The following is a 16,668-nucleotide window of genomic DNA, read 5'->3' on the forward strand; positions in this document are numbered from 1 at the left end:
CGGCACGCGCCGCCCGCACCCGCGGTCACACGGCCGGCTCGCGCGCGTCGAAGAACGCGAGCAGTTCGTCGATCAGCGCGACGGGCGCCTCTTCCGGAATGTAGTGCCCGCAGTCGAGCGCGCGGCCGCTGACGTCGCGCGCGACGCGCCGCCACTCGTCGAGCGGATCGAAGCAGCGGCCGACGACGCCGTGCTCGCCCCACAGCACGCGCAGTGGGCACGCGACCTTGTTGCCGCGTTCGAGATCCGCACGGTCGCGCTCGAGATCGATCGTCGCCGACGCGCGGTAGTCCTCGCACATCGCGTGCACGGCGCCGGGCTGCGCGAGCGCCGCCCGGTACGCGTCGAGCGCCTCAGGCGCGAACGGCGCGAGCCCGGCCGACCGGTTGCCCATCACGCGCTCGATGTACGCATCGGTATGCGCGCCGACCAGCGTCTCGGGCAGCGGCTCGGGTTGGATCAGGAAGAACCAGTGGAAATACGCGGTCGCGAACGCGCGATCGGTTTTCTCGTACATCGCGAGCGTCGGCGCGATGTCGAGCAGCATCATCCGCTCGACGGCATCCGCGTGATCGAGCGCGAGCCGGTGCGCGACCCGCGCGCCGCGATCGTGCGCGCACACGTGGAAATGCTCGAAACCGAAATGCCGCATCACGGCGACCTGGTCGGCCGCCATCGCCCGTTTCGAATACGGCGTGTGCTGCGCGTCGCTCGGCGGCCGGCCCGATGCGCCGTAGCCGCGCAGGTCGGTGGCGATCACCGTGAAGTGATTCGCGAGCGTCGCGGCAACGCGATGCCAGATCATGTGAGTCTGCGGATGTCCGTGCAGCAACAGCAGCGGCGGACCCGCGCCTCCTTTGACACCGAAAATGTCGGTGTCCTGCACCGTCACGCGAAACGGTGCAAACGCCTCAAACGACATGGTTTGTTTCTCGTTGGTTTGTTATGGCGGCTATTTTAGAAGCGCCGGTGCGTCTTCAGAGCGGCGTAACCGCCCGAAACCGTAGAAAGAGAACACTCACTCGATTGCCGGCACACCGCGGAGTTTGTTAAGCTCGCGTAGAATCGCACGACCGTTCGTATTAATATGAACAACCGATCGCGGCGCTACACTCGAATCGATCGTTCGACCGCAACGCCCCCGGAGACTGGAGACATCACATGGCATTGCCCACCGTCCTGCAGAACCTGACGCTGCCCGTCATCGCGTCGCCGATGTTCATCGTCAGCTACCCCGAACTCGTGCTCGCGCAATGCAAGGCGGGCATCGTCGGTTCGTTCCCCGCGCTCAACGCGCGCCCGGCCGAACTGCTCGACGAGTGGCTCACGCAGATCCAGTCGGAACTCGCCGACCATCGGGCAAAAAATCCCGATGCGGTGATCGGCCCGATCGCGGTCAACCAGATCGTCCACCAGTCGAACGCGCGGCTCGAGCACGACGTGCGCGTGTGCGTCGAGCACAAGGTGCCGATCTTCATCACGAGCCTGCGCGCGCCGGCGCGCGAAATCGTCGACGCGGTGCACGGCTACGGCGGCATCGTGCTGCACGACGTGATCAACCTGCGCCACGCGCAGAAGGCGCTCGAAGCCGGCGTCGACGGGCTGATCCTCGTCGCGGCCGGCGCGGGCGGCCACGCGGGCACGACGTCGCCGTTCGCGCTGGTCGGCGAAGTCCGCAAGATCTTCGACGGCCCGATCGTGCTGTCCGGCTCGATCGCGAACGGCGGCTCGATTCTCGCCGCGCAGGCGATGGGCGCCGACTTCGCGTACATGGGCACGCGTTTCATTGCGACGCAGGAAGCGCATGCGATCGACGACTACAAGCACGCGATCCTGAACGCGAAATCGTCGGACATCATCTACACGAACCTCTTCACGGGCGTGCACGGCAACTACATCCGCGAGAGCATCGCGAAGGCCGGCCTCGATCCGGACGCGCTGCCGGAATCCGACAAGACCAAGATGAATTTCGGCAGCGACAAGACGAAGGCGTGGAAGGACATCTGGGGCGCCGGCCAGGGCGTCGGCCTGATGGACGACCTGCCGAGCGTGGGCGCGCTCGTGGAGCGGCTCAAGCGCGAGTACGACGACGCGAAGGCGCGGCTCGGCATCCCGCGCTGACGGAGGCGGCGGCCGTCGCGGCCGCCAGCGGCGCGAGCGCGTCGAACCCCAAAAAAAAGCGCGAACCGCAACGGTTCGCGCTCTTTTATTGCCCCGCCGCGGCGGACGGCACGGCTCAGACCGCGCGCTTCATCCGAGTGATCGGCAGCACGCGCAGGTGCGATTCGATCGACGGGCACAGCGACTGCCCTTCGAAACGCGCGGCCAGGAAATCGACGAACGAGCGCACCTTCGCGGATACGTGACGACGGCTCGCGTACACCGCATAGATCGGCGCCTCGTGCGGCGGCACCGAATCGAGCAGCAACGGCACGAGCCGGCCCGATTCGATGTCGTCGCCGACCACTTCGGTGCCGAGCAGCGCGATGCCCGCACCGGCGAGCACGGCTGCGCGCAGCCCTTCGAGATGGTTCACGATCAGGTTGCCGTTCAGGCTCACGCGCGACGCGGCGGCCGCGTCGATCACCAGCGAATCGAGCATCGTCGAATTCGAATCGCGCCGCAGGTAATTGTGGTGCGCGAGATCGGCGATCGTCTGGGGCGTGCCGCGCTTGTCGAGATACTCGGGCGACGCGACCAGCAGGATGTGCGCGGTCGCGATCTGCCGCGCGACCAGCGACGACGATTTCAATCCGTTCGGCGCCGCGCGCACCGCGACGTCGTAGCCTTCCTCGATCAGGTCGACCACGCGATCGGACAGCGTCATGTCGACGGTCACGTCCGGGAAGCGGCCCGCGTAATCGGTGACGGCCTGCATCACGTGCCGCAGCCCGAACGCGGACAACGACGTCACGCGCAGCCTGCCCTGCGGCACCACGCTCGCGGCGCCGACGGCCTGGCCGGCTTCGTCGAGTTCGGACAGCGCCTGCACGAGGCGCTCGTAGTATTCGCGTCCCGCCTCGGTCGGCGCGACGCGTCGTGTCGTGCGATGCAGCAGCCGCGCGCCGAGCTGCTGCTCGAGGTGCATCACGTGCTTGCTCGCCATCGCCGCCGACATCTGCATGCGCTCCGCCGCGCCGACGAAGCTGCCCACTTCGACGACGTAGCGAAACACATTCATGCTGACGAGGGTATCCATCGAACTAGCTCGCAATCCCGGGGGAATCAACCAATTACGGGATAGGGTAACAAAGGCGAGGAAACAGAAAGGTCAAGAAAGGCAAAACGGCGCCGCGGGTGGCGGCGCCGTTTCGGGCGGGAAACCATGCAGCGGGCACGCGCGATCGACGCGCGCGGCCGCCGCACCGATCGCGCGGGCGCGTCAGAACTTCGCGCGGATGCCTGCGCCGAACGTGTTGCCGGTCGACAGGCCGCTGATGTGGTCGTTCATGTAGGCCGCGTAGACGTCGGTGCGCTTGGACAGCGGATAGTCGTAGCCGACGGCCCAGGTCTGGCGCGTCTGGTCGAGGCCGCCCGCGTCGCGCGAGTACGCATACGACGCCATCGCGTTGCCCACGCCGATCGGCACCGACACGCCGCCCTGCGCGGTGTTCACGTGCCAGCTGCCCGCAACCTGGTCGTTCTTCGTATACATGTACTGGCCGAACAGCTTCACGAGCTTCAGGTCGTAGGTCGCGCCGACCAGCGCGATACCCTGGCTCTTCATGCCGGTCACGAGCGCGCTCAGATCCTGCGGGCCGTTGTTGAAGTTCACGTACTGATACACGGCGGTCGCCGCGAACGGGCCGTTCGCGTAGTTGAACTGCGCGCTCCACTTCTTCGAACGGTTGTCGCCGGCCTGGTTGCCGAGTGCGTACATCGCGCCGAAATTCAGGCCACCGAACGAAGGCGACGTGTACGACAGCGCGTTGTTCCAGCCCGAATCGCCGACCGCGCCCTGGTCGCTCGGATAGGTCGGGAACGTGCCGAGGCCGAGGAACACGTGGTACACCATCGGCGAGAAGGTGTACGAGTCGTAGAACGGGTTGAACAGGATCGTCGACAGGAACAGGTGCGTCGTCAGGCGGCCTGCCGTCACCGTGCCGTACGGCGAGCTGATGCCGACGTACGCGTTGCGCGCGAAGAACGTGTCGCCCTGGAAGCGGCCGTACTGGCCGTTCTGCGCACGGAAGAAGCTCTCCAGCGTGAAGATCGCCTTGTAGCCGCTGCCCAGATCCTCGGCGCCGTGCAGGCCCCAGTACGACGTCGACATCCCGCCCCCCGACACGTTCCATGCGCGATCGCCGCCCGGGAACTTGGTGGCGCCGACCCATTCGTCGACCTGACCGTAGAGCGAGACGCTCGACTGCGCGTGGACGGGTGCGGCGGCCGCCACGCAGGCGGCTGCGGCGATCAGCTTGACGGACGTGCGCGACGCACGGCGGGCGAATGCTTTCATGGGATCTCCAGGTTTTGTCGAATAGTCGATAAGTGGCGCGAGCGTTGTTGTTTGGAGCCGAGTGCTTGCGTCGTATGGGGCGCAGCCATCTTTACGGATCATTCGTCCGGCCAAAATTGCGCACACTTATTGCTGGTATAGCGCCAGCATTAACTTCGCGGAATGTATCCATGGCCGGATGCACGGCGGCGGCCCGGCGCGAACGCGGTCGCACGGGCGAGCGGCGGCGTGGCATGCGCGTGCCGGGCGCGAAAGATAGCGCAATGCGGCGGGAAAATCAGCGGAAATCTGCGCGCGACTGTGGCGAATTCGCATCAGCCGGCAAGGGGACGAGCGCCGGGGCGCTCAGTTTCGGTAGAACGGGGAGAAAGAAGGCGAGTGCGCGGACTCTTCCTGCGAGCGGGGCGGCGGCATCGGGCGGCCGCCGCGCTCCTCGTTGTAGCGGGCGACGTCGGCGCGGATCGAGCCGGCCCGCAGCGGGACGTTGCCGCCGCCCGGCGGGCGCGGCATCTGGCGGACTTCGGCGCTGATCGGCCGATATGGGCTTTGCGCGGCGTAATGGCCGTACGACGGCGTCGGGCGCAGCCCCCAGCGGGAGCCGGAGCCGTTCACGCCGCCGGGATGCACGCCGGCAGGCGGAGGAACGCGGCGCCAGACCGGGCCGCCGACGGAGCCGCCTGCCGGCTGACCGTACGCGCGCATGTCGCCGCCGCCGAAGCCTTGGCCGCCGAACCCGTGACCGCCGTGGGGCGGCTGGGCCAGCGCGAGCGGCATCAGCAGCGCGCCGAGCACGCCTGCCGCCCATCGTCCGATCTTCCGTTTCAGCCGTTCCGTCATCGTTCCGTGCCCATCCACGCCCGCCGTCGGCTCCTTTCGGCCGACCCAAGGCTTTCAGCAGTAATTTATGAGCGGGGCGAAAGTGTGTCGAGCCAAAAAGTGTTATGTCGCCGGCATCGGTGTAACACCATGTTACTGCTAGGTTTTTTCGCTTCGGCGCGCGATCGCGACAGAACATTCTTCTGCGGTTTCCGGCCTGGCCGGGCAGGCGCGCCGGCCGCCGCTTCATGCGATCGATTCATCAATCGATTCACACAATGAATTTGTGTAGTGAATCGCCAACCGGGACAATGGCGTCATTCGCGCGCGCGACGCGCGCTTTCGCCGCTTCCGATTCGAGTTCCCGATGGCCCGTCCCCGTTTTCTTCCCGACAACTTCACGCTCGTGCTCGTGGGCACCGTCGTGCTCGCGAGCCTGCTGCCCTGCCGCGGCCCGGCCGCCCATGCGTTCAACTGGGCGACCAACGTCGCCGTCGGCCTGCTGTTTTTCCTGCACGGCGCGAAACTGTCGCGCGAAGCCGTCGTCGCGGGCGCGACGCACTGGCGGCTGCACGCGGTCGTGCTGCTCAGCACGTTCGCGCTGTTCCCGCTGCTCGGCCTCGCGCTGAAACCCGTGCTGCAACCGCTCGTCACGCCGACGCTGTATGCGGGCGTGCTGTTCCTGTGCACGCTGCCGTCGACGGTCCAGTCGTCGATCGCGTTCACGTCGATCGCGAAGGGCAACGTGCCGGCCGCCGTGTGCGCGGCATCGGCGTCGAGCCTGCTCGGGATCTTCGTCACGCCGGCACTCGTCGGGCTGATGATCACGTCGCAGTCGGCCGCGGCCGCGTCGCCGTGGAGCACCGTCGGCAGCATCGTGATGCAGCTGCTCGTGCCGTTCATCGCCGGGCAGTTGCTGCGGCCCGTGATCGGCGGCTGGATCGACCGCAATCGCGGCGTGCTGCGCTTCGTCGATCAGGGCTCGATCCTGCTGGTCGTCTACGTCGCGTTCAGCGAGGCCGTCAACGAGGGGCTGTGGCGCCAGATTCCGCCGCGCGCGCTCGGCGGGCTGCTCGTCGTCAACCTCGTGCTGCTCGCGATCGCGCTGCTGCTGACCGCGTTCGTCAGCAAGCGGCTCGGCTTCAACCGGGCCGACCAGATCACGATCATTTTCTGCGGATCGAAGAAGAGCCTCGCGGCCGGCGTGCCGATGGCGAAGGTGATCTTCTCGGCGAACGCGGTCGGCGCGATCGTGCTGCCGCTGATGCTGTTCCACCAGATCCAGTTGATGGCGTGCGCGGCGCTCGCGCAGCGCTGGGGCGCACGCGACACGAGCGGCGAGCACGAGGGCGGCACGACGGCCGCGTCCGGCGCGCTGAGCACGAGCAAGCGCTGATGCGTCCGGGGGGCGCGATGGCCGCTGCCGGCGGCTTTCCGCCTCTCGCCGCTCGCCTCTCGCCTCTCGCCTCTCGCCTCTCGCCTGCCGCCTGGCGCCTGCCGCTTCCCGCTTCCCATCCACCGCCCCTTCCACCCCCAGCCCCGTCCAGCGCGATGCACCAGCAACGCCCATCGCGTCACGAAATCTTCATTCAATTCTCCGCGAGCGGTGCCGTTAAGCTGGGCGTCCCGTCGATTCGGCTACCCTCGCCCATGCCCGCGCTCCACTCCGATCCCGCTGTCGCCCGCACCACGCGTCTGATCGCGGATCGCGCGCTCGCCGCCGTTTTCCAGCCAATCGTCGATCTCGGCTCGGGGACGGTCGTCGGTTACGAAGGGCTGATCCGCGGGCCAAGCGGCACCGACCTCGAGCCGCCCGCCGCACTGTTCGCGCAGGCCGCGCGCGAAGGCGAAACCATCGCGCTCGAACGGGCCGCCGCGCTCACCTGCCTCGACGCGTTCGCGGCGCTCGACTGCGACGGCAAGCTGTTCCTCAATTTCAGCGCGGGCACGATCCTCACGCTCGCCAGCGAACGCGAGCGCGCACGCCAGTTCCTCGGCCGCGCGCGGATCGGCGCCGAGCGCATCGTGATCGAGCTCACCGAGCAGAACGCGACCACCGACGTCGCGCACATCGGGCCGGCGGTCGCGTCGCTGCGCGACGCCGGCGTCCAGTTCGCGCTCGACGACTACGGCACCGCGAACGCGAGCATGAACCTGTGGCTGCGCCTGCACCCGGACGTCGTGAAGATCGACCGCTTCTTCATCCACGACATCTCGCGCGACCCGCTCAAGTTCGAAGCCGTGAAGGCGATGCAGCACTTCGCGCACGCGAGCGGCGCGAAGCTGATCGCGGAAGGCATCGAGAACGAATGCGACCTGATCGTCGTGCGCGACATGGGCATCTGCTGCGTGCAGGGCTTCCTGCTCGGCCGGCCGAACGCGCAACCGTCGCGGGTGGTCGCGCCGGCCGCGCGCGACGCGATCCGCGCGCCGCACATCGCGGTGTTTCCCGGCGTGACGCGCGCGGTGCGGCCGGCCGGCACGATCGCCGGGAAGATGCTCGTGCCCGCCCCGGCGCTGCCGCGCGACGCGACCAGCAACGACGTGCTCGACCTGTTCAACCGGATGCCCGACCTGCACGCGGTGGCGCTCGTCGAGCGCGGGCGGCCCGTCGCGCTCGTGAACCGCCGCGGCTTCATCGACCGTTTCGCGCTGCCCTATCACCGCGAGGTGTTCGGGAAGAAGCCGTGCCTGCAGTTCGCCAACGATGCGCCGCTGATGATCGACAACGCGACCACGTTCGAGCAACTCGCGATGCTGCTCGCGAGCCACGACCAGCGCTATCTCGCGGACGGCTTCGTGATCACCGAACACGGCCGCTACGTCGGGCTCGGCACCGGCGAGAGCCTCGTGCGCGCGGTGACCGAGATGCGCATCGAGGCCGCGCGCTACGCGAATCCGCTGACGTTCCTGCCCGGCAACATCCCGATCAGCGCGCACATCGACCGCCTGCTCAAGCGCGACGCCGGCTTTCATGCGTGCTACGTCGATCTGAACCAGTTCAAGCCGTTCAACGATCAGTACGGCTACTGGCAGGGCGACGAAGTGCTGAAGTTCGCCGCGACGGTGCTGGCAGGCGTGTGCGATCCGCAGCGCGACTTTCTCGGCCACGTCGGCGGCGACGATTTCCTCGTGCTGTTCCAGCGCGACGACTGGCGCGAGCGCGCCGCCGACGCGATCGCGCGCTTCAACGACGGCGCGCAACTCTTCTACACGCAGGCCGACCGGCAGGCGGGCGGGCTGCACGGCGAGGATCGCCACGGCAACCCGGCGTTCTTCGGCTTCGTGACGATGGCGATCGGCGCGGTCGGCGTGCCGGCCGGCGCGCACGGCGCGAAACGTTACGGCAGCGACGAGATCGCGTCGGTCGCGGCGCTCGCGAAGCGGCGGGCGAAGCAGCAGCCGGACGGGCTCGCGGTCGTCGACCTCGATGCCGGCCGCGCCGCACTGCGCCATCGCGGCGAACCGCCGGCCGTGGCAACGGCGATGGCGACGGGCTGAACGAAGGATGGCCATTGGGTGCGCACGCAAAACGCCCGCGCACCAGGCGACCGGCCCGATGCCCGTCCCCGTCCGGTGCAAGCTCGGGCCGTGGCGCAACGGCTTGCCGCCGTCGCACGCGCAGGCCGCGGCGCGCCGAGCCCTCATGCTGGCCCGCGGCGCACGCACCGGCTGCCGCCGCTTTCTCCCACGCTCCGCCGGCATCGCCGGACATCCGCACGCCCACCTTGCCTTTTTCTCGGTTTGTTTAGTATTTTTAGTAACGGCGTTTTCGCAGATTAGCGCCTAAAAAGCCGTTACTTTCGGGTATTCCCCGGTTATCCGGCCCGAATTCCGCGATACGTTTTACTATACAATCGCTTCCACCCTAAACAAACCGGACCCCGAACGATGGGTACGACCATTCGCGATGTGGCGCGGGCGGCAGAGGTTTCGATCGGCACCGTCTCCCGCGCGCTGAAAAACCAGCCCGGCCTGTCCGAGGCCACGCGTGCGCGCATCGTCGAGATCGCGCGGCAGCTCGGCTACGATTCCGCGCAGTTGCGGCCGCGCATCCGCCGGCTCACGTTCCTGCTGCACCGCCAGCACAACCGCTTTCCCGCGAGCCCGTTCTTCTCGCACGTGCTGCACGGCGTCGAGGACGCCTGCCGCGAGCGCGGCATCGTGCCGACGCTGCTCACGGTCGGCCCGAACGACGACGTGCTGCGCCAGATGCGCCCGCACGCGCCCGACGCGATCGCGGTCGCCGGCTTCATCGAGCCCGAAACGATCGAGGCGCTCGCCGCCACCGGCCGGCCGCTCGTGCTGATCGACCTGTGGGCGCCCGGCTTGCGCTCGGTCAACATAGACAACGCGACGGGCGCGGCGCTCGCGATGCGCCACCTGCTCGCCACCGGCCGCTCGCGGATCGCCTTCATCGGCGGTTCGGCCGCGCACTACAGCATCGCGCAGCGCGCGATCGGCTATCGGCGCGCGTTCTTCGAAGCCGGGCGGCTGTTCGATCCGGCGTACGAAGTGACGATCGACGCGGGGCTCGATCCCGACACCGGCGCCGCACGGGCGATGGAGCAACTGCTCGACGCGCCCGGCCCGCGCCCGGAAGCCGTGTTCGCGTACAACGACGCGGCGGCGCTGGCCGCGCAGCGCGTGTGCATCGCGCGCGGCCTGCGGATTCCGGACGACATCGCGATCGTCGGCTTCGACGACATCCCGGCCGCCGCGCATGCGAGCCCGCCGCTCACGACGCTCGCGGTCGACAAGGAAGCGCTCGGCCGCCGCGGCGTCGAGCTGCTGCTCGCGGAATCGCCCGAGCGCACCGAGATTTCCCTGCCCGTCGAGCTGATCGTGCGGGCCAGCAGCCAGCCCGCCAGCTCCCCGGCACTCGATATCGCCACGGTCCAAGAATCATGAACATGCCCCCGGTCCAATCCCGCGCCGCCGCGCCGCTCGGCCAAGCACAAACCGCCCCGTTCGTCGCGAGCTTCCGCGACCCGTCGTTCCTGCTGTCGCACATCGAAGACACGCTGCGCTTCTACGCGACCCACGCATTCGACCCGACGGGCGGCTTCTACCATTACTTCCGCGACGACGGCACCATCTACAACCGCACGTCGCGCCACCTCGTCAGCACCTGCCGGTTCGTCTTCAATTACGCGATGGCGTACCGCCATTTCGGCGATCCGCGCCATCTCGACTACGCGCGCCACGGGCTGCGCTTCCTGCGCGACGCGCACTGGGACGACGCGCTGCAGGGCTACGACTGGGAACTCGACTGGCGCGACGGCGCGAAGCGCGCGACGCTCGACGGCACGCGCCACTGCTACGGGCTCGCGTTCGTGCTGCTCGCGGCCGCGCACGCGACGATGGCCGGCATCGACGAAGCGCGTCCGCTGATCGCCGCAACCTACGAGCTCGCCGAGCACCGCTTCTGGGATGCGGCCGCGGGCCTGTATGCGGACGACGCGACGCCCAACTGGAACGTGTCGTCGTATCGCGGCCAGAACGCGAACATGCACATGACGGAAGCGCTGCTCGCCGCCTACGAGGCGACCGGCCACCTCACGTACCTCGATCGCGCGGAAAAGCTCGCCAGCAACATCACGCAGCGCCAGGCCGCGCTGTCGGGCGGACTCGTGTGGGAGCACTACCATGCGGACTGGTCGATCGACTGGGACTACAACAAGGAAGACAGCTCGAACATCTTCCGTCCGTGGGGCTTCCAGCCCGGGCATCAGACCGAATGGGCGAAGCTGCTGCTGATCCTCGAGCGGCACCGCCCGCTCGACTGGCTCGCGCCGCGCGCGGCCGAACTGTTCGACGCGGCGCTCACCCACGCGTGGGACGCCGATCACGGCGGCCTCTGCTACGGCTTCGGCCCCGACTTCACGATCTGCGACCACAACAAGTATTTCTGGGTGCAGGCGGAAACCTTCGCGGCGGCCGCGATGCTCGGCGCGCGCACCGGCAGCGAGCGCTTCTGGGACTGGTACGACGAGATCTGGCGCTACAGCTGGGCGCATTTCGTCGATCACCGCTACGGCGCGTGGTACCGGATCCTCACCTGCGACAACCGCAAGTACAGCGACGAGAAGAGCCCGGCCGGCAAGACCGACTATCACACGATGGGCGCATGCTACGACGTGCTCGCGACCCTCGCGCGCACGCAACGCAGCGAGCCGACGCAATGAGCGGCGGCACGTTTCCGGCTTTCGTGTCGGCGGGCGACATCCTGACCGACATGGTGCGCGCGGGCGACGCGCAGTGGACGTCGGTGCCGGGCGGCGCCGGCTGGAACGTCGCGCGCGCGGTCGCGCGGCTCGGCGTGCCGAGCGCGCTCGCCGGCTCGATCGGCGAAGACTGCTTCTCCGACGTGCTGTGGCATGCGAGCGAAGCGGCCGGGCTCGACCTGCGCTTCCTGCAGCGCGTCGCGCGGCCGCCGTTGCTCGCGATCGTCCACGAGACGCGCCCGCCCGCGTACTTCTTCATCGGCGAAGCGAGCGCCGACCTCGCGTTCGATCCCGCGCGGCTGCCGGCCGGCTGGACCGATCACGTGAAGTGGGCGCATTTCGGCTGCATCAGCCTCGTGCGCGAGCCGCTCGCGGGCACGCTGATCGCGCTTGCGGCCGACCTGCACGCGCGCGGCGTGAAGATCAGCTTCGATCCGAACGTGCGCAACCTGATGACGGCCGCGTACCGGCCGACGCTGGAGAAGATGGCCGCCCTCGCCGACCTGATCAAGGTGTCCGATGAAGACCTGCGGCACCTGTTCGACGGCGACGGCCCCGACGCGATCGCGGCGGTACGCGCGCTGAACCCGCGGGCGGCCGTGCTCGTCACGCGCGGCGCGCAGGCCGCGACGCTCCATGCGGACGGCGACGTGCACGAGGCCAGCCCGCCGCCCGTCGAGGTGGCCGACACCGTCGGCGCGGGCGACGCGTCGATCGGCGGCCTGCTGTTCAGCCTGATGGCCGCGCCGCAGCGCGGCTGGCGCGAGCATCTGGCGTTCGCGCTGGCGGCCGGCGCCGCCGCGTGCCGGCACACGGGCGCGCACGCGCCGACGCTCGACGAGGTCGTCGCGCTGCTCGAAGGTTGAAGGAACGGAACGAGGAAGGAGCGGTGGCCGGCGCTGATCGGTCACCGATAAACCGCGCTCACCATGCTGCGCCGCAGTGCTACGATGAAGTGTCCTTTTTGCGGGAGACCTCGATGGACACCAACACGTTCACGAAAGGCATCTACACGGCCAAGGCGCATACCCAGCATGCGGGCAACGGGCAGTTCCAGGGTTACGTGATCCTCGCGCGCGACGACGGGGACGACACCGAGAACATGCGCTACGACGTCCACTCGACGAGCCCCAGCGAGGAAGAAGCGTTCGACGAGGCGAAGGCGCTCGCGCACCGGATCCTCGGCGAAATCGAGCTGTGACGCGCGCCCCTCTGTTCGGCGCGGCTCAGAGCAGCCGCGCCACCATCGATACCAGCATCGTCAGCACCAGCGTCGACATGAACGGGAACGGGTAGCGCCGCCCGCCGAGCGTCAGCGTGACGTCGCCCGGCATCCGCCCGATGCCGAGCTTGCCGAGCCACGGCCAGCAGCGCGTCAGGATCATCACCGCGATGAACGTCGTCAATAGCCAGCGCAGCATGCTAGGGCCTGTTTCCATATGGAACGCGCATGCGTTGCCACGAGAACGGCCGCTCGCGAGGCGCGCGACGCCGCGAATACTTGACGTATTCGCAAGGAGCGCAACGCGGCGAGCGGCCGTTCTCGTGGCAACCCCAAATTAAAAAAATCATGTCACGGGAATGCCCGAAATCGCCCGTATGGCGGCGTCGCTCGTCGCTTGTTTGGCGCGGCCAAACGGCGCTCCTCACTCCTTGCCCTACGAGCGATTTCGGGCATTCGCATGCGCGTTCCATATGGAAACAGGCCCCAGCCCCGTCAGAGCACGTGCGAGCGGTCGCCGCGCGCGAACGCGTCGAGCGTGCCGTCGATCCCGCGCGAAAACGCGATCACCTTGAACAGCTCGCCCATCTCGGCCTCCGAAATCAGCTTCTGCACCGCGTTCGCGGCCGGCAGGAAGGCGCGGACGTCGGACGGGTCGATCGCGGCCAGCGCGTCGGTGATGCCCGCGTTCAACAGGAAGCGCGCCTGCGACGTGTAGCCGAGCAGATCGGCGCCGGTCGCGACGCCCGCGTCGTAGATGCCGGTGAATTCGACGTGCGCGGTGATGTCCTGCAGGCCCGGGTATATGAACGGATCGTCGTGCGCGTGGTGACGGTAGTGGCACATCAGCGTGCCGCGGTCGCGCTGCGGGTGGTAATACTCGTGCGCCGGAAAACCGTAGTCGACCAGCAGCACCGCGCCGCGCGCGAGCATCGTGCACACGGTGCGCGTGAACGCGAGCGCCGCCTCGTGCGTCTCGGTCACGTAGCCGTCGCCGACGTCGAGCGCCGCGAGCACCGCCGGCAGGCCGGCTGCGCCGACCGGCCGGTCGTCGAACACGAACGCCTGTCGCGCGTCGAGCGCGACGCCGCGCTCGCGCCACGCGCCGTCCGCCTTCGCGAACAGCCGCACCGGCATCGCGTCGAGCACTTCGTTGCCGACCACGACGCCGTCGAACCGCTCGGGCAGCGCGTCGAGCCAGCGCACCTTCGCGGCCAGCGCCGGCACTGCGGCCTCGATCGTGTCGCGCTGCCGTTCGCGCAATTCGCCGGACAGGTCGACGATCAGGTATTCGTCGAGTTCGACGCCCAGTGCGTCGAGCGCCGCGAGCAGCCCGGCCGCGAGCTTGCCGGTGCCCGCGCCGAACTCCATCACGCGGCGCGTGCCGCTCGCCGCGAGCGCCTCGGCCACCGGTTGCGCGAGCGTGCGCGCGAACAGCGGCGACAGCTCGGGGGCGGTGACGAAGTCGCTGCCGTCGTCGGCGCGGCGCCCGAACTTGCGCGCGCCGCCGCTGTAGTAGCCGAGGCCCGGCGCATACAGCGCCCGCTCCATGAAGCGGTCGAACGGCAGCCAGCCGCCGGCCGCCACGATCTCGTCGCGCAATTGAGCGGCAAGGGTTTCGGACTGCGCGAGCGCGTCAGGGCCGGGAGCAGGTAAACTAGCGGGTTCGTGAGCTTTCGGGTTCATCCCGGCATTGTAAATGACCGTTTCAGCCGATACGTCGCCCCAACGCGTGGTGCTCGTCACGGGCGCCCTGGGCAGCGCGGCCGACGCCGCGTCGATCGGCCGTGCGCTCGCGACGGGTTTCGCACGCCGCGGCTGGGACGTCGCGCTGCAGCGCAGCCACGGCGCGCCGCGCGCGGCCGCCGACGCGCTCGTCGCCGAAGTCGCGGCGCTGGGCCGCCGCGCGGCCGTGCTGGACGCCGATCTGGCCCTGCAAGCCGATGCCGCGGCCCTCGTCACAGCATGCGGCGAAGCGCTCGGCCGGCCCACGTGCGGGGTGTTCGTCAGCGCCAGCGCAGGCGCCGACGACGCGCACACGGTGGACGGCGCGTCGCTCGCCGCCGCGCTCGCGCGCAACGTGACGGCGCCGCTCGCGCTGGCTCGCGCGCTCGCCGATGCGACGCCCGACGCCGCGTGCGAGCACGAAGCGCTGCGCGCGTGCGCGATCCACGTGCTGGATCAGGCCCTGTTTCACCCGGCACCGGCGCAGCTGTCGCACGCGCTGATGCAGGCCGCCTTGAACCGCGCGACGTCGGCGCTCGCGCTGGCGCTCGCGCCGAAGGTGCGGGTCGCGGCGCTCGTGCGCGGCCACGCGCCGCACGCGGACGACATCGCGGCGGCCGCCTGCTATCTCGCGAGCGCGCCCGGCGTGACGGGCGCGACGCTGACCGTCGACGGTGGCGAGCACCTGGTGCCGCCCGCCGCCGGCCCGAATGAATGAACCGCGCGGGCGCGGCGTGATCGCCGCCGCCCGCGCCGCTTTGCGTGCGCGCACGCCAATTTGACTGGGACGACCATGTTTTCCGCTCTCCTGCACCCCCGCCTCGCGGATTGCCGCAGGCTCTACCTGCGCGACTACGAGGTGCACATCAACATCGGGGCCTTCGAACACGAGAAGCGCGGCGAGCAGCGCGTCGTCATCAACGTCGACCTGTTCGTGCCGCTCGCCCAGTCGACGCCCGTCGACGACCGGCTGCACGAAGTCGTCGACTACGACCTGATGAAGCAGAGCGTCGCGCAGTGCCTCGCGCGCGGCCACATCCACCTGCAGGAAACGCTGTGCGATTCGATCGCCGCGCACCTGCTGGCGCACGATGCCGTGCGCGCGGTACGCGTCCGTACCGAGAAACCGGACGCCTATCCGGACTGCGACGCCGTCGGCGTCGAAGTCTTTCGCATCAAGGACGAGGAGCGCGCATGAACGCCCCCCACATGAACGACACGGCGGCCGATGCCGCCACGCAGGACGACGCCGCCGCGCCGGCCGGCCGCCAGGCGCTGACGCGTCGCGAGCAGAAGGAAGCGTACGAGAACAACAAGCTGTTCAAGCGGATCGCACGCCAGGTCGGCCAGGCGATCGGCGACTACAACATGATCGAGCAGGGCGACAAGGTGATGGTGTGCCTGTCGGGCGGCAAGGACAGTTACGCGATGCTCGACGTGCTGCTGCGCCTGCGCGAGCGCGCGCCGATCGACTTCGACATCGTCGCGGTGAACCTCGACCAGAAGCAGCCGGGCTTCCCCGAGCACGTGCTGCCCGAATACCTGAAACAGGTCGGCATCCCGTTCCATATCGAGAACCAGGACACCTACAGCATCGTCAAGCGGCTCGTGCCCGAAGGCAAGACGACCTGCTCGCTGTGCTCGCGGCTGCGCCGCGGCATCCTGTACCGCGTGGCCGGCGAGCTCGGCGCGACCAAGATCGCGCTCGGCCATCACCGCGACGACATCGTGCAGACGCTGCTGCTCAACATGTTCTACGGCGGCAAGCTGAAAGGGATGCCGCCGAAGCTGCAGTCGGACGACGGCAAGAACATCGTGATCCGCCCGCTTGCGTACGTGAAGGAAACCGATCTCGAGAAATACGCGGAGTTGCGCGAATTCCCGATCATCCCGTGCAACCTGTGCGGCAGCCAGCCGAACCTGAAGCGCGCGGAAATGAAGGCGCTGATCCGCGAATGGGACAAACGCTTCCCGGGCCGCGTCGAGAACATGTTCAACGCGCTCGCGAAGGTCGTGCCGTCGCACCTGATGGACACGACGCTGTACCCGTTCCAGTCGCTGCGCGCGACGGGCGAAGCCGATCCGCAAGGCGACATCGCGTTCGACGAGGAACCGTGCGCGTCGGGCGACGACCGGGCGGCGCCGGGCGCCGCCCGACCGATCTCGATCGTCCAGTTCGACGACCTGTAAGCAGGGCTGGAACACCCGCCGGAACCGGG

General features: G+C 68.7%; 16 protein-coding genes. 10 read left to right on the plus strand and 6 right to left on the minus strand.

Annotated features, from left to right (window positions below; all coding sequences use genetic code 11):
* Window positions 1-25: 25 nt before the first annotated feature.
* Window positions 26-922, minus strand: coding sequence for an alpha/beta fold hydrolase (locus CFB46_RS02960; protein WP_027785612.1), 897 nt, complete (start codon window positions 920-922; stop codon window positions 26-28).
* Between the two features lie 239 nt (window positions 923-1,161).
* Here CFB46_RS02960 and CFB46_RS02965 point away from each other — a divergent pair, with 239 nt between their 5' ends.
* Window positions 1,162-2,121 carry an NAD(P)H-dependent flavin oxidoreductase gene (locus tag CFB46_RS02965; protein WP_027785613.1) on the plus strand — a complete coding sequence of 320 codons (960 nt, stop codon included), beginning with the start codon at window positions 1,162-1,164 and terminating at the stop codon, window positions 2,119-2,121.
* A gap of 115 nt (window positions 2,122-2,236) precedes the next feature.
* Here the strand turns inward: CFB46_RS02965 and CFB46_RS02970 are convergent, their stop codons facing one another.
* From CFB46_RS02970 to CFB46_RS02980, 3 genes are all read right to left on the minus strand, one after another.
* The gene (locus CFB46_RS02970; protein ID WP_089499240.1) at window positions 2,237-3,199 is read right to left on the minus strand and encodes a LysR family transcriptional regulator; all 963 of its coding nucleotides are present in this window, start codon (window positions 3,197-3,199) and stop codon (window positions 2,237-2,239) included.
* Between the two features lie 183 nt (window positions 3,200-3,382).
* Window positions 3,383-4,459, minus strand: coding sequence for a porin (locus CFB46_RS02975; RefSeq protein ID WP_027785615.1), 1,077 nt, complete (start codon window positions 4,457-4,459; stop codon window positions 3,383-3,385).
* A 345-nt stretch (window positions 4,460-4,804) separates the two neighbouring features.
* Entirely contained in the window at window positions 4,805-5,296 is a 492-nt protein-coding gene (locus tag CFB46_RS02980) for a hypothetical protein (RefSeq protein WP_027785616.1), read from the minus strand.
* Window positions 5,297-5,642: 346 nt separating this feature from the next.
* Here CFB46_RS02980 and CFB46_RS02985 point away from each other — a divergent pair, with 346 nt between their 5' ends.
* The 6 genes from CFB46_RS02985 to CFB46_RS03010 all read left to right on the plus strand — a co-directional run bounded on the left by CFB46_RS02985 (window position 5,643) and on the right by CFB46_RS03010 (window position 12,703).
* On the plus strand, window positions 5,643-6,671 hold the full coding sequence (locus CFB46_RS02985; RefSeq protein ID WP_027785617.1) for a bile acid:sodium symporter family protein: 1,029 nt from the start codon (window positions 5,643-5,645) through the stop codon (window positions 6,669-6,671).
* Between the two features lie 254 nt (window positions 6,672-6,925).
* On the plus strand, window positions 6,926-8,776 hold the full coding sequence (locus tag CFB46_RS02990; RefSeq protein ID WP_089499241.1) for an EAL domain-containing protein: 1,851 nt from the start codon (window positions 6,926-6,928) through the stop codon (window positions 8,774-8,776).
* A gap of 390 nt (window positions 8,777-9,166) precedes the next feature.
* Window positions 9,167-10,186 carry a LacI family DNA-binding transcriptional regulator gene (locus CFB46_RS02995; RefSeq protein WP_089499242.1) on the plus strand — a complete coding sequence of 340 codons (1,020 nt, stop codon included), beginning with the start codon at window positions 9,167-9,169 and terminating at the stop codon, window positions 10,184-10,186.
* Window positions 10,183-11,463, plus strand: a complete 1,281-nt coding sequence (locus tag CFB46_RS03000; RefSeq protein WP_089499243.1) for an AGE family epimerase/isomerase — start codon at window positions 10,183-10,185, stop codon at window positions 11,461-11,463. The genes CFB46_RS02995 and CFB46_RS03000 overlap by 4 nt, the downstream gene beginning before the upstream one ends.
* Entirely contained in the window at window positions 11,460-12,368 is a 909-nt protein-coding gene (locus CFB46_RS03005; protein WP_027785621.1) for a carbohydrate kinase family protein, read from the plus strand. Before CFB46_RS03000 ends, CFB46_RS03005 begins: the two co-directional genes overlap by 4 nt.
* A 113-nt stretch (window positions 12,369-12,481) precedes the next feature.
* On the plus strand, window positions 12,482-12,703 hold the full coding sequence (locus CFB46_RS03010) for a hypothetical protein (RefSeq protein ID WP_027785622.1): 222 nt from the start codon (window positions 12,482-12,484) through the stop codon (window positions 12,701-12,703).
* A 25-nt stretch (window positions 12,704-12,728) separates the two neighbouring features.
* Here CFB46_RS03010 and CFB46_RS03015 read toward each other — a convergent pair whose 3' ends face one another.
* Window positions 12,729-12,923, minus strand: coding sequence for a DUF2905 domain-containing protein (locus tag CFB46_RS03015; RefSeq protein ID WP_011546377.1), 195 nt, complete (start codon window positions 12,921-12,923; stop codon window positions 12,729-12,731).
* Window positions 12,924-13,219: 296 nt separating this feature from the next.
* The gene (locus tag CFB46_RS03020; protein WP_027785623.1) at window positions 13,220-14,410 is read right to left on the minus strand and encodes a class I SAM-dependent methyltransferase; all 1,191 of its coding nucleotides are present in this window, start codon (window positions 14,408-14,410) and stop codon (window positions 13,220-13,222) included.
* A gap of 13 nt (window positions 14,411-14,423) precedes the next feature.
* Between CFB46_RS03020 and CFB46_RS03025 the strand changes: the two genes are divergently transcribed.
* The 3 genes from CFB46_RS03025 (at window position 14,424) to ttcA (ending at window position 16,639) form a co-directional block, all read left to right on the plus strand.
* The gene (locus CFB46_RS03025) at window positions 14,424-15,167 is read left to right on the plus strand and encodes an SDR family oxidoreductase (RefSeq protein WP_027785624.1); all 744 of its coding nucleotides are present in this window, start codon (window positions 14,424-14,426) and stop codon (window positions 15,165-15,167) included.
* 75 nt (window positions 15,168-15,242) lie between these two features.
* Window positions 15,243-15,647, plus strand: coding sequence for a dihydroneopterin aldolase (locus CFB46_RS03030; protein WP_027785625.1), 405 nt, complete (start codon window positions 15,243-15,245; stop codon window positions 15,645-15,647).
* Window positions 15,644-16,639 (plus strand): tRNA 2-thiocytidine(32) synthetase TtcA, encoded by a 996-nt coding sequence (gene ttcA / locus CFB46_RS03035; RefSeq protein ID WP_089499244.1) that lies wholly within the window; start codon window positions 15,644-15,646, stop codon window positions 16,637-16,639. Before CFB46_RS03030 ends, ttcA begins: the two co-directional genes overlap by 4 nt.
* Window positions 16,640-16,668: the final 29 nt, after the last annotated feature.

The sequence above is a fragment of the Burkholderia sp. HI2761 genome (assembly GCF_002223355.1).
In the GTDB taxonomy this organism is placed as follows: Bacteria; Pseudomonadota; Gammaproteobacteria; order Burkholderiales; family Burkholderiaceae; genus Burkholderia.

Coding starts and splice junctions, on each gene's coding strand:
- CFB46_RS03030 (WP_027785625.1), top strand. CDS start 15,243: ATGTTTTCCGCTCTCCTGCACCCCCGCCTCGCGGATTGCCGCAGGCTC.
- CFB46_RS02990 (WP_089499241.1), top strand. CDS start 6,926: ATGCCCGCGCTCCACTCCGATCCCGCTGTCGCCCGCACCACGCGTCTG.
- CFB46_RS03000 (WP_089499243.1), top strand. CDS start 10,183: ATGAACATGCCCCCGGTCCAATCCCGCGCCGCCGCGCCGCTCGGCCAA.
- CFB46_RS02995 (WP_089499242.1), top strand. CDS start 9,167: ATGGGTACGACCATTCGCGATGTGGCGCGGGCGGCAGAGGTTTCGATC.
- CFB46_RS02960 (WP_027785612.1), bottom strand. CDS start 922: ATGTCGTTTGAGGCGTTTGCACCGTTTCGCGTGACGGTGCAGGACACC.
- ttcA (WP_089499244.1), top strand. CDS start 15,644: ATGAACGCCCCCCACATGAACGACACGGCGGCCGATGCCGCCACGCAG.
- CFB46_RS02965 (WP_027785613.1), top strand. CDS start 1,162: ATGGCATTGCCCACCGTCCTGCAGAACCTGACGCTGCCCGTCATCGCG.
- CFB46_RS03020 (WP_027785623.1), bottom strand. CDS start 14,410: ATGAACCCGAAAGCTCACGAACCCGCTAGTTTACCTGCTCCCGGCCCT.
- CFB46_RS02970 (WP_089499240.1), bottom strand. CDS start 3,199: ATGGATACCCTCGTCAGCATGAATGTGTTTCGCTACGTCGTCGAAGTG.
- CFB46_RS03005 (WP_027785621.1), top strand. CDS start 11,460: ATGAGCGGCGGCACGTTTCCGGCTTTCGTGTCGGCGGGCGACATCCTG.
- CFB46_RS03015 (WP_011546377.1), bottom strand. CDS start 12,923: ATGCTGCGCTGGCTATTGACGACGTTCATCGCGGTGATGATCCTGACG.
- CFB46_RS03025 (WP_027785624.1), top strand. CDS start 14,424: ATGACCGTTTCAGCCGATACGTCGCCCCAACGCGTGGTGCTCGTCACG.
- CFB46_RS03010 (WP_027785622.1), top strand. CDS start 12,482: ATGGACACCAACACGTTCACGAAAGGCATCTACACGGCCAAGGCGCAT.
- CFB46_RS02985 (WP_027785617.1), top strand. CDS start 5,643: ATGGCCCGTCCCCGTTTTCTTCCCGACAACTTCACGCTCGTGCTCGTG.
- CFB46_RS02980 (WP_027785616.1), bottom strand. CDS start 5,296: ATGACGGAACGGCTGAAACGGAAGATCGGACGATGGGCGGCAGGCGTG.
- CFB46_RS02975 (WP_027785615.1), bottom strand. CDS start 4,459: ATGAAAGCATTCGCCCGCCGTGCGTCGCGCACGTCCGTCAAGCTGATC.